The organism is Bacterioplanoides sp. SCSIO 12839 (genome assembly GCF_024397975.1).
Classification (GTDB): Bacteria; Pseudomonadota; Gammaproteobacteria; order Pseudomonadales; family Oceanobacteraceae; genus Bacterioplanoides.
Genome location: NZ_CP073745.1, coordinates 3,255,010 through 3,267,729, shown reverse-complemented (window position 1 = coordinate 3,267,729; position 12,720 = coordinate 3,255,010). Strand labels below are relative to the sequence as shown.

Below are 12,720 nucleotides of genomic sequence, written 5' to 3'. Positions count from 1 at the left end.
TGTGAGTCAGCCAGAAGCTCCTAAAATTGAATTTCCTTGTCCGAACTATCCAATCAAAGTGGTTGGTAAAGGTGAGGAGGATTACGACCGTGTGATTTTCGACATCATCGAAGTTCACGCTCCCGGCTGTGATTTTACCCGGGTTTCTGCCCGCGACAGCAAAAATGGTCGTTTCCGTGCAGTGACGGTTTACATTACCGCGACGGGTATTGATCAGTTGCAGAAGATTCACACCGACCTCAGTGCCCATGATTACGTTCATATGGTGATCTGATGAATTCTGTTGTTGTCCGCCATTTTTCCGGCTTGCAAGACTATCAACCCATGTATCAACGCATGGTCGATTTTACCGCCGGGCGTGATCAGAACACAGAAGATGAGTTGTGGTTTTTACAGCATGAGCGGGTTTTTACCCAGGGGCAGGCGGGCAAGGCAGAGCATGTTCTGATGCCGGGGGATATTCCGGTGATTCAGAGTAACCGGGGCGGTCAGGTGACCTATCATGGCCCGGGCCAATTGATGGTTTATCTGTTGATTGATATCAAGCGCAAAGGGTTTGGGCCACGCCAACTGGTGTCCAATATCGAAGACGCGCTGGTGGCGACATTAAAAACCTTTGGTATTGACTCGGCTGCACGCGAGGATGCGCCGGGTGTTTACACGAATGGCCGTAAAATTGCCTCATTAGGCCTGAGAATCAAGCAGGGGCGTTCGTTTCATGGCCTGGCGTTAAATATTGATATGGATTTAGAGCCATTCCGCCGTATTAACCCGTGTGGTTATTCGGATATGCAGATGACCCGGGTGGTTGATGAAGTGACTGACGAACCAGCGTTTGATGCCGTGATGGCAGAGCTGCAGACACAGCTCGTGACTATCTTTGGTTACGACAGCAGTCAGCTGATTAAAGAGCCTTCAGCTAGTTGAAAAGCCGGTACAGCAGAGCGGTGATTAAACCGCTTTAATCGGGATCAGCGCCTCGGCAGCAGGCGCGCCCGGTACTGAAGGCAGCTCAATGCCCAGATTATTCTTCTCAAATACCTGATCAGCACGGTAGCTGGAACGCACCATCGGCCCGGATGCCACTTCCATAAAGCCTTTTTCTAAGCCCACATCACGGAAGTGATTAAACTGCTCCGGTGTGACATAACGATCCACTGGCAGGTGGTTTTTGGTTGGGCGTAAATATTGGCCCAGCGTCAGGATATCTACACCGATGGCGCGCAAATCATCCATGGTTTGGTAGATTTCATCATCGGTTTCCCCAATACCGACCATAAGGCTGGTTTTCACCAGTACGTTTGGGTTGTGACGCTTGGCAAAGGCTAATACGTCCAGCGTTTGCTGGTAGCCCGCGCGTGGATCGCGTACTTCGTGAGTCAGTCGTTCTACCGTTTCGACGTTTTGCGCAAACACGTCCAGCCCGGAATCGACCACCAAAGCGACGTGTTCTTCTACGCCGTTAAAGTCGGGTGTCAGCGCTTCGACTTTAACTTCCGGTGTACGTTGTTTAATTGAGCTGACACAGGCGGCGTAATGCGCTGCTCCACCATCATCCAGATCGTCACGATCAACGGATGTTAAGACGATGTAACGTAAACCCATCAGCTCAACCGATTCGGCGGTGTTGGCAGGTTCGTCTTTGTCCAGCCAGCCTTTTGGGTTGCCAGTATCCACGGCACAAAAGCGGCAGGCGCGAGTACAAACTGAACCCATTACCATGATGGTTGCTGTACCATTGGCCCAGCATTCGCCCATATTCGGGCAGTGAGATTCTTCACAAACGGTGCTGAGTTTATTGCTGCGTACGTTGGCTTTAACGGCCTCAAAACGCTGGCCTCCGGGAATCTGAGCGCGCAACCACTTAGGTTTGCGGCCAATCGGGGCTTTTTCTGCATTGCCAGACGTCGACTTAATCCCGTCTTTAATGGCATTAAAGCCATGTTCGCTGACAAATTTTTCGCCACTGCGGGTGGCTTTGGAAGCACCACTGTGCGTGGTTTGAGAGATAGATTGGCCTGAACCGGACTCGTGACCCATGAAATTCCTCTGGCTGGGCAGGTTGCCCAAATAAACGAACTGCAAAGTAAAATCATAGCATAAGTGGCACAACAATCGACTTAGCAAAAGGACGTATTGTTGAGCCACTTGAAGAAAAAAGGCCGCTTAACTTCTATGGTGGAAATACCAGTCAGGGAGTGAGAACACCTTCCCAGCTGGTGTTATTCACCTTGGCCGGATAACCCGCGTCTGCACGATCAGCATCCAGATCATAACGAATATAACGCTGACCCGTCAGGAAGATATATGCACGATCATTATTCCATTTAATCGCTGCCTGAATGTCTTTGGCATGGTCGCCCAGGCCTGGCCAGGTGTTGTTGTTAACCGGTGCAGGATAGCCTGCGTCAACCTGATCATTGTTCAGATCAAAACGCAGATACTGACCGTCACTCAGGAAGAAGTAGACTTTGTCACCATTGCCACGTAAGGCAGCGGTTATTTTGTTGGCATAATCGCCCAGGCCAGGCCATGTATTATTGTTTATTGCTTTTGGATAGCCGCTGTCAGCACGATCCAGTGTGTTGTTGTAACGAACATACTGGCCATTGGTGAAGAAGTAATAACTGCTGCCCAGCTGTTTTTCAAAGGCCGCAATCACACCTGCTCCCTGATTGCCAAATCCCGGCCAGGAATCATTATTTGTTGTTTTAGGAAAGCCGCCATCTGCTTTATCCAGCACTTTGGCGTAACGAATATAACGACTGTCATCACGGAAGAAATAAGCGCGTGTACTGTCCCAGCTAACGGCGGCCGTGATATTGGATTTATTCAGGCGAATTGCTGCCGGGGTATTATTTTTCACCAGGCTGTAATCCGTCAGGCCCTGCAGCTCTGCATCATCACTCCAGCCGGACTCAGTTGCTGCGACCTGAGTAACAAACTCCTGGTTGCGGTAAATATCAATGTTGCCATTCTCTTCAGCCAGCCAGGTGATATCGAAATCGTTACCCTGTGCTGGTAATAACTTGCGAACACCAGCTTCGCCGAGCAGTGGGGTGCCATCCAGCAGCCAGTTTTGATCAATGCTGATACCCAAATATCGCAGCGCGGTAGGAACCAGGCTGGTTTGTGCAGGATGTGCATAAAGATTGGAAAAATCCTGGTTATTAAGGCCGCTCGGTACGGTATTAAATTCACTGTTCAGTGTTTTATTTGAGGCAATAAAAATCGTTTTTTCTTCTTTGGTCTGATCTCCATGATTGCGCCCGCTAACCGGTTGGCGGCCATGGTCTGTGGTAACCAGTACCAGCCAGTCATGTGGACTTTGATCAACGGCATCTAACAGTTGCCCAACCTGATTATCGGCTGTGCGGACAGATTCACTGTACTGGCTGCCAAAACCATGGCCATGGCCTGCGCCATCCGGGTCATCAATATGCAGAAAAATAAAGTCATAGCCAGACTGAATCAGCTCAACACCTTTAGTCGTAACAGCAGCATCACTCAGGCCACTTAATGTCACATCGTTAGTGGCAACATCATTCGGAAAGTAGCGCGTATTCGGTTGTGACCAGTTCACAACGCTGGCTATTTTTGCGCTGGGTAATTCATTGCGTAAACGTTTGAAAATACTAGGAAATTGTGGGTTTGCTAAGCCGGAGCCATTGGATGTAACACCGTGTTTATTGGCCCATACACCGGTGAGGATGGTTGACCAGCCAGGACCGCTGGATGTGCCTTGCTCGCTCGGAGTACCTGTTATGCCGCCGGTATACGCTTTGCGAACGATCAGACGATCCATATTGGGGGTGGCAATTTGTTGCATTTGTTCCAGCTGCACGCCATCCAAACCAATTAACAGAACTTTTTTATCTCCGCTTTTATCGACCGGTGGCGTGACGGAGTCACCTGTGCCGGGTGCGGGAGGTTTTGAGGCAGTATAGCCGCTTAGTGGAATCAGTAGTGCTGTGAGACAAACACAAAGGCGGAATGTATTTTTCATTTTACTTTTCCTGATGAATTCTGGATTAGTCCAGATTGGGAGTGTAAAAGTAAAACAATGAAGCGGATATGACAGGTCGGTTCAGTCGGCTATTTTTTCTTCTTTCGGAATTCGTTGGGGGTATCACCTGTCCATGATTTAAAGGCACGATGAAAGGACGTGCTGTCTTTGTATTGCAGTAAAGAAGCAATTTGTTCAATGGATAAGTGATTTTCGTAAATCATCTTTTTGGCCTCAGATAATTTTACTTTTTTATCAATGTCACTGAATGTTGTTCCTTCTTCTTGTATTTTCCGTTTTAACGTTGATGGGCTGATGCTCATGTTGGCAGCAATATCCGGGAGTTTAACCGGGGTGTTTTGAGCTAATGCAAAATGCAGTTGTTTCTCTACCTGAGACGAAACGGACTCGTCAATCGTTTTATGAATCAACTCGTTAACCGTATTTCTTATCACCTCTTTGATAATCGGATCGGGAGAGTGAACCGGAAGGTTGATTACATGTTTATCGATATGGATTTCATTTTTGTTGCTGTTGAAAACAACAGGACAATTAAATAGCTGCTCGTAATAGCTGTGATCAGCATTGGCAGAGTGGGAAAAAATGACCTTTTTCAATCGAACCTGTGATTGGTTCTCAGAGGATACCAGCTGTTGGCCAATACGCAGAATCGATAAAAAATCAAACTCGGTGAAAGCACTGCAGACCCATGGATCGGTTGCCTGAATTTTTGAGGTATAACGCACTGTATCGTTTGAAATTGTTTCCAGCTGACCTTGCATACCCGTGTGCATCAGCTTTTCATAACGACGACTGCCACCGAAGGCTTCCCACAAATCAGAACAGCTCATCCAATAGGGAGCCATGACGCCATAGTCACTCAGCACGATAGGTTCTGCGCACTCAATACCAAGAGCATTGCTGTTGGTTAAGTCACGTGCTTTCAGCCAGATATACTCAATCGTGCTCACGGGTAAGCGCATGGTTTCCCCCTTCATGAAATCAATAGGGATTCCCAGGCTTTTTAAAAAGTCGGATCGTTTAAACCCATTACGCTTTAGGTGTTGAAGGATAACGTGAACATAACGCAGGGTGGCCGTTTGATCTTGCTTCATGAAGGGAACACTGATTTCAATACTGCTGACTGTTTTGATAATGCAATTGCATGCACTAATTATCAATTCCTTTGCACGATAAATACATAAAATCAACCTGGTACGTTTGTTTCGAAATGGGCCGCTTGTCTGGTCTGATCCAATTTGTCTGTTTTTGGCCTGATATGCTGGTTACCTCAGAAGAAAGGAGTGGTTGAATCCGTTTTTTGCACAGGTACGTCGGGAATTAACAACGAAGCACAATGTGCATCCTTGATCACACCAAGGCGCCAAATGTCGTGGTCTGAATGGTTAATGTGTTGCCGGCATTAGTGCTTTATCTAATAAAAATAACGACTTCTTTCACGAGGACGCGACATGAAAAAAACAATCATCGCAGCCGCTGTTGCAGGGGTGCTCTCATCGATCCCTGCGGCATACGCTCATAACGATGAAGCCTATAGTCATGACTACAAAGCGGTTGGTAATCAGCCACAGTGGATGGCTCGGGTTCCGGGTGAAAAACGGGTCAGTGAATTATCGCTGCCGGGTACTCATGACACCATGTCGATTAAATCTGGTGACATTTGGCAGAACCAGACCATGACACTGATGCAGCAGTTGAATTCTGGATTGCGTGTATTTGATATGCGTGTTCGCCATGTCAATAATCGTTACCGTATGCACCATGGCATTATTGATCAGGATACCTACTTCGACGATGTGTTGCGCGATATTAACGATTTCTTAGCCGCCAACCCGAGTGAAACAGTTTTATTCCGCCTGAAGCGAACCGATGGCTCTGGCAATAGCCGCAGCTATAACGATACGCTGGATGAGTATTTGCTGAATCAGGGAGAGCGTCATTATACGGGCCATAGCGACAATCCAACGCTGGACGAAATTCGTGGCAAGTTCGTGATTATGCAGGAATTTGGCGGTGCAGATTATGGTATCCCATACAGCAGCCTGGATATTCAGGATGATTTCTCGCTGACAACTAATTGGGATCTTTACGATAAATGGACCTCGGTAAAAAACCATATTAATAAGGCAACGAACGGTGATCGCGATACCATTTATATGAACTATTTGAGTGGTGCGAATGGCTCTTTCCCTTATTTTGTTGTGAGTGGTCACTCAAGTCCGGGTACATCAGCTCCGCGTTTGGCGACGGGCTTAACGACCCCCGGCTGGAAAAACTCTTATCCAGACTTTCCTCGTACAACCTGTTTTATCGGCATTTGTACCATTTCATTTGAAGGTACCAATACGTTAACCGCCGATTATATTGAGCAGGGTGGTTTCACCGGTATGGTAATGACGGACTTCCCGGGCGAACGTCTGATCAATAACATCATCAACCTGAATGATTTGTCTGATTATCACTTTGACGAATTTTCCTGGGGGCAGGCGACGGACGAGAGTGTAAATCTCTGCGCCAGCGGCAAATGTCTGGTTGAAGGTGATCAGTTTGCGATTGACGAGCCTGCTCCTAAAAGTTCTTTATCTGTTGTGAGCTACAACGTGCTGCGTCCTTCAGCGGAGCGCATTCAAAATCAGGTGAATTACCTGAAAGAGCAATTTGGTGAGCAAGGGCCGGACGTTATTTTATTAAGTGAAACGGTTCGTGGTGATGGTTGTGGCTCAGGCCGCAATACCGCTCGTGAATATGCCAAAGCATTTAATGCATACTATGTGAATGCCAACGAAGATGGTGATAGTGCCAGCTGCCAGACGGGCAACGCCATCGTTTCCCGCTACCCAATGGGTAATGTTTCCAAGGTACGTTTCAAGGCTCAGCACTCCAGCTTCCCGGGTACCGGCGAAACGGATACCGGCCGTTCTTTTGTGGTTGCAGACCTGAAAGTGGGTGATGATATTGTTCATGTGTATTCAACGCATTCGGCATCGCCATTCGGCATTCCCGGTGACAATGCTCGCAAAGGCCAGCATGCGGAAATGGTTTATCACGCCAAGAGCAAACCGTTTACACGTATTCTCGGTGGTGACTTAAACGCTGTTGGCCATATTTTTGCGGATCCTCTGGGGTTGCATGATATTTCTCTGAATCCGATCTTTGACGATAACTACACCGATGCCCATGATGATCTTGCGACTCACAAGCGTATTACTTCAGAAGCGGGTTTGGTTGATAACGACTGGACGTTACTACTGGACTTTATCTTCGTTAAAGGCGGTAAAGTTTTAACTGCAGATCTGTGTGGTTCAGAATGCCGTGACAGCAGTGTTTTGTCAGACCATGTACCGATCTGGGCAGATATTCAGTTTGAAGAAAGCAACCTGGCTTCTCTGAGTGGAGGTATCGATATACCGGAAGATTATCGTCTACAGGTTGAACATGCTTTAGGTTTTGACCGCATATGGACTGATGCGGGTTCCGGTGCGGATGATGATGTGTCTATCTGGCGTCCGAATGGTGTTGATGGATTTTATCGTTTGGGCGATTACGCTGTTGGCAGTCATAACAAGCCAAGTAATCCATCTGTACTGGTTGCAAAAGATGATGGCAGTGGCGCTTTAGCAAAACCTGCCGGATATTCTCGAGTATGGCGGGATGCAGGGTCGGGTGCTGATCAGGATGTTTCTTTGTGGAAACCAGTCGCACCAGCAGGCTATCAGTGTTTAGGATTTTTGGCGACGAGTGGCGCAAAACCAGACTCGAATGATATGCGCTGTGTATGGCGTGGCCTGTTGACCCTGGGCGGCAGTTTTGAAGTATGGGATGATTCTGGCTCTGGTGCCGATGCGGATGTCGGTATCTATCAGGCTTATTCTTACAGTAACGACAATGCTGTTGCGACGGGTACTTTTAATGCTACAGGTAGCCATAGTCATGCGGGAGACTTTAAGCAATATCAAACACTGAACATGAGCAAAATTCAGTTTACTGATTTCCGCGAACTTAAGGTAATGGGTAAATGCATGGACGTACCGGCGGATAAATTGGCCAATAACGAGATTCATGCAAATGCTTATGTCTGGGATTGCTGGAATCCAGCTGCATGGCAAAAATGGGGCTATGAAGAGTCGACAGGTTTTATTCGGAGTAAACACAATCGCAACATGTGCTTAGACAGCACGAATGGAAATTCTGCTGGTACGAATGTGGTGATGCATCCATGTGTTGACCATATTAACCTGAAGTGGGATTTTGTTGGCGATACGATTCGTCCACGTAAAAACCATGGCCTTGCTCTGGATCTATCTCACTCAGATACCAGTAACGGAGCAAATCTGTTGTTGTGGTATCCTACTGGCAATGCTAATCAGAGCTTCAGTTGGGGAAGTCGATAGTATCCGGCTAGGTTCGACCTCTGGAAAGGCACCTTCGGGTGCCTTTTGTGTTTTTGATACACTATGACGATATCGATACCACTAAGCATGTGACACAGTAGCAAGAGCGTATAATCAGCAATGAACGTATTTTTTAGTAAGGGTGAAAGCGATGGTTAATGTAAAACTCAACTCCAGTTGCTCATGTGGCCAGTGCCGCGTTGATGTTGGCCAGAAACCGATTGCACGCTTTTATTGCCATTGCTCAATTTGCCAGAAAATTTACCAGTCGAATTGTGCCGATGTTGCTGTTGTAACTTCGAAAAATGTGCAGGTTTTATCTGAATCAGCGATTGAATTTAAAAAGCATAAACATCTTTTTGCTTTGCAGCGGGGAACCTGTAAAACGTGTGGTGATCCGGTAGTTGCAACTCTGTTTGGACTATTATCGTTTTTACCTGTGCGTAACTTTGTTTCTGCTGAACAGTTGCCAATGTCTCAGGCCAGAATATTCTGTTGCAATAAAGATAAAGAATTACCTTGTACTGATGGTTATTTTAAAAGTCAGCTACTTGTGACTAGCCTGATTATTAAAGGCCTATTTAGCTAAGCTATGTGGGCTTTGATATTGGTTAAAAAATGCCAATATCTTATTGTGAGCTATTGTGGAAATTTTAAAGCTCATATGATGTTTAACCATTAGCTTTTCTGTGTACTCTCTGAATCCTGCTGCTTGCCTAACCCAGGCAAGCTGTGTTGTTAAATGATAAATGTAATCAACACTAAACATTAGTTTCATAAGTGTTTTTTAAAATAATAATAAACACCACAACATAAGGACTTCAACAATGATTAAAACAATAAGCCAGTTTGCTGCTGGCGCTATTCTCACGGCTGTTGCCCATACTCAGGTATTCGCAATCGAAATTCTTGCTCACCGTGGTGCTTCGGGTGAATACCCTCAAAGCACGCAGCTGGCTTTTGATAAAGCTTTAGAACAGGGGGCTGATGTGTTGGAGCTGGATGTGCATCTGTCAGGGGATAACCGCATTATTATCAACCACGATGCGGACCTGGTTCGCAACGTCGGTATTGACGATGAAATCGAAGACCTGACCCTGGCAGAAATTAAGCAGTTAGATGCTGGTCATGAGTTTACGTTGGATGACGGTGAAACTTATCCATTCCGTAATCAAGGTCTCGTATTGCTGAGCTTAAGTGAATTATTTGAGCTGTACCCACACGAGCGCTTCAATATTGAAATGAAAGCCAATGATAAAGATCTGGCAGAGAAGCTGTGGGAAGTTATTTCTGCTTATCAGTTACAAGATCGTGTCGTTGTTGCTTGTCAGAACAAAAAAGCAATGAAGCATTTCCGCAAGGTGAGTGATGGCCAGGTGAAAACCAGTGCAACCATTGGCGAACTGGTTGGTGCAAGTCTGGCCTGGAGCTCAGGTTGGGGATGGGCATACAAACCAAAGTTTGATGTTGCACAGTTGCCGTATGCGATTACAACGAAGCCATATGTGCGCTTTTTTCAGAAAAAAGGTGTGACCGTGGATGTTTGGACTGTTAATAAGCAAAGCCATATCGAACGCTCTATTGATATGGGTGTGGATGGTATTATCGGTGATTATCCTGGTCGTATTTATGATGCATTGGAAGTGGCTGGTGACCGCTAAGCATTGATGTTGAGGGGCGCTCTGAAATAACTTCCAGAGCGCTACTGATTATTCTTCTGGTCTGACGCTTAAAGAGCTGGCAACCGTTGCAATTGCATAAGCATCCATATCGGCGCCATCCGATTGCAGCGTAATACGACCGTTAACCTGAATTGCTGCAACGGTCTGACCATTCTTCTTAATGTAATAACCTAATGGCTGATCAGACGGAATAAAGCTGCCTTCCATATCATGAATCGATTCAACTTCGAAGCGTTTGCCATCCAGCGTCAGGCTACCGGAGACTTTTCCGGTTGGGCCAAAATCAATCAGGCCGGAGCTTTTCTTAAGAATAAAATTCCCGACTTTGTTTTTATCGGCAGAGGTGACTTCACACTCGTAAGGAGAATCGCCACCAAATGACAGACCACCCAGGTTGACACTGGTATTTTCGCCGGCACAGTTTAATAACCAACGTTGTTGGCTTTGGCTGTTAACGACTTCAGCTGCCATCGAACCTTCATCGTTGCTGATAAAGTCTCCGAAGTAAGAGGAACCTGAAGCTTCACGATCGTATTTGCCGTGGTACAAGCCAGCCAGGTCAAACGTACCATCCATACCCAGTCCCCAGAACTCACCATCGGTGGTTAAGGCTTGTGGCGCTTGTGTCGCCAGATCCGCAGGAACTTTAATGCTGGCCAGCTTGGCAGAGCAGGCTGTCAGTGATAATAAAACGATGGGGGCACAATATCTAAGGTGGGATAACTTCATTTAAATATCCTTTAAAATAATTTCGCTGCCGTTTTTGGCAGAACTCATGTTCTAGTGTAGAGCTAATTACTTAAGCGTAAAGGGTTGCTTTTGTTTATTTTTTTGTCGGGCAATAAAACATTCACTAATAACTTAAATGTCAAAAAACCATACGACATAAATGCCGTACGGTTTTGGTCAATGAAAGGTGGCGCGTGGGTTTATGGTAGCAGCTGGTTTTATGGCTGTGGCTGCATTACCACAAAACCATCGGCCGCATCAGTGGCTACTGTCCAGCCATCAAACTGCTGATTCGACACCGCACCACCGCGTACAGCACCAATGTGGGTTAAGTCATAACCACCGGTGTTAGTTGCTACATCCTGGTTAAAGCCATCAACACCGTCATCGCTAACAATAAAGGCAGAGTTGGTATCATCAGCGTCAACACTGCCGTCACGGTTGGTATCACCATCCAGGAAGGCATTTAATGCGCTGCTGCTGGCAACCAATCCATTGCTGATGCCGCGAATATTGTTCAGGTACCAGCTGGCGGTAAAGTTGTTGCTGCGGTCTGCTAACTCACCGGTAAACTGAATACCTCCGGCATTGCTGGCAAACGCCGTATCAGCAATGGCGAGTGCACCTGCGGCACCGTTGTAATACACCACGCCATTACCATTGCTGTTGTTGCTGGCAACACTGGCAGCAGGCAGTGCGGTTGCACCAGTACGGTTAACAATAAAGGTGCCATTCGGACCGGCTTCGTTGGCGCAGTGAATGCCATCCAGATAGTTCGGGCCTGGTACACCGGTATCAACCTGGCTTAAATCGGCCGTTGGTTCTAATTCGATACAACCATTACGGAAGTTGGCAATTAAGATATTACCCATGCGTGCCTGATTGGAGTTATCGGCAAACAAAATACCGAATTCACGAGCGCTGTCATCACCGGCAGCGGATTCGCTGCTGTTATCGCGGCCAACCAGCGTGGCATTAACGATACGTGGGTTAGACGTGCCGGAATCGGTGCGGCTGGCATAAATACCGGAGCGACCGCTTGAACCATCCGCATCACGGTTATGAATCACCATCAGGTCTTTAATCAGGCCGTTGTAATCGCGGTACCAGATACCGTCACGTTTAGCGCCGGTTGCCAGAATCCAGGACAGTCGTGCTTCACTGTTCACAATATGGAAAGCATCACGAGCGGAGTTATGCGATTGCACAAACGACAGCACTGTGTTGTCGTCAACGCCGTTTAATACGATGTTATCGCTGTAGGTAACCTGCTGGCCGTTTAAATCCAGCTGTACTTCAGCACCACCTTCGGCCACAACCACATAGTTCAGACGATTGTTGCCCTGAGCGGCATCGCTACCACGCAGGTACAAGCCGCCCCATTCACCGTAGCCATCAACACCTGTGTCATCAGAAATAAAATAGATCGGGTTAGCACGGCTGCCAACAGCCTGTAATGAAGAGCCCGGGTACACCAGCAGATAGTCGCTGTCGCCACCATAAACACGGGTGCCTGGTGCTACGGTTAAGGTCGCATCTGCGCCCTGGCTACCCACCTGTAATCCGCCGCTTAAAAACCATGAATAATTTGCGCTCAGCGTTGCGTCTTCGGTTAACACGCCGTCAATATCACAGCGATTATTGGCGCTATAAACCGGCTGCAAATTACCAACTGCCGGGCAGCTGGCCGTGGCTGGTGGATTAGTATTGTTGCCGTTATCAGCATTGTTGTTGGTCGGGCTGTTATTACTGCTACTGCTGCTACCACCACAAGCTGTTAACAACACCGAAGAGAAAATGGTGGCTGCAAGCAGCGTTTTTTTGTTATCTGAATTCATGATGCGTCTCCGCTCTAAGGTCAATGTACCCGTAAGAGCCAAGTGCTGGTGAG

10 protein-coding genes are annotated in these 12,720 nt (G+C 47.1%); 5 read left to right on the top strand and 5 right to left on the bottom strand.

What is annotated here, in order from left to right; translation table 11 throughout:
- Position 1: 1 nt before the first annotated feature.
- Entirely contained in the window at positions 2-274 is a 273-nt protein-coding gene (locus KFF03_RS14845) for a YbeD family protein (RefSeq protein ID WP_255857694.1), read from the top strand.
- Positions 274-927 carry a lipoyl(octanoyl) transferase LipB gene (gene lipB / locus KFF03_RS14840; protein ID WP_255857693.1) on the top strand — a complete coding sequence of 218 codons (654 nt, stop codon included), beginning with the start codon at positions 274-276 and terminating at the stop codon, positions 925-927. Before KFF03_RS14845 ends, lipB begins: the two co-directional genes overlap by 1 nt.
- Before the next feature lie 24 nt (positions 928-951).
- On the opposite strand, the gene lipA is transcribed toward lipB, so the two are convergent.
- The 3 genes from lipA to KFF03_RS14825 all read right to left on the bottom strand — a co-directional run bounded on the left by lipA (position 952) and on the right by KFF03_RS14825 (position 5,217).
- On the bottom strand, positions 952-2,040 hold the full coding sequence (gene lipA, locus KFF03_RS14835) for a lipoyl synthase (RefSeq protein WP_255857692.1): 1,089 nt from the start codon (positions 2,038-2,040) through the stop codon (positions 952-954).
- 151 nt (positions 2,041-2,191) lie between these two features.
- Entirely contained in the window at positions 2,192-4,006 is a 1,815-nt protein-coding gene (locus KFF03_RS14830) for an alkaline phosphatase family protein (RefSeq protein ID WP_255857691.1), read from the bottom strand.
- Between the two features lie 89 nt (positions 4,007-4,095).
- Positions 4,096-5,217, bottom strand: a complete 1,122-nt coding sequence (locus KFF03_RS14825) for an AraC family transcriptional regulator (protein WP_255857690.1) — start codon at positions 5,215-5,217, stop codon at positions 4,096-4,098.
- 261 nt (positions 5,218-5,478) lie between these two features.
- Between KFF03_RS14825 and KFF03_RS14820 the strand changes: the two genes are divergently transcribed.
- The 3 genes from KFF03_RS14820 to KFF03_RS14810 all read left to right on the top strand — a co-directional run bounded on the left by KFF03_RS14820 (position 5,479) and on the right by KFF03_RS14810 (position 10,079).
- Positions 5,479-8,418, top strand: coding sequence for a phosphatidylinositol-specific phospholipase C domain-containing protein (locus KFF03_RS14820; protein WP_255857689.1), 2,940 nt, complete (start codon positions 5,479-5,481; stop codon positions 8,416-8,418).
- A gap of 151 nt (positions 8,419-8,569) precedes the next feature.
- Positions 8,570-9,007, top strand: coding sequence for a GFA family protein (locus KFF03_RS14815; RefSeq protein WP_255857688.1), 438 nt, complete (start codon positions 8,570-8,572; stop codon positions 9,005-9,007).
- A gap of 238 nt (positions 9,008-9,245) precedes the next feature.
- Entirely contained in the window at positions 9,246-10,079 is an 834-nt protein-coding gene (locus KFF03_RS14810) for a glycerophosphodiester phosphodiesterase (RefSeq protein ID WP_255857687.1), read from the top strand.
- Positions 10,080-10,127: 48 nt separating this feature from the next.
- Here the strand turns inward: KFF03_RS14810 and KFF03_RS14805 are convergent, their stop codons facing one another.
- Entirely contained in the window at positions 10,128-10,829 is a 702-nt protein-coding gene (locus tag KFF03_RS14805) for a hypothetical protein (protein WP_255857686.1), read from the bottom strand.
- A gap of 218 nt (positions 10,830-11,047) precedes the next feature.
- On the bottom strand, positions 11,048-12,667 hold the full coding sequence (locus KFF03_RS14800) for a hypothetical protein (RefSeq protein ID WP_255857685.1): 1,620 nt from the start codon (positions 12,665-12,667) through the stop codon (positions 11,048-11,050).
- Positions 12,668-12,720 lie beyond the last annotated feature (53 nt).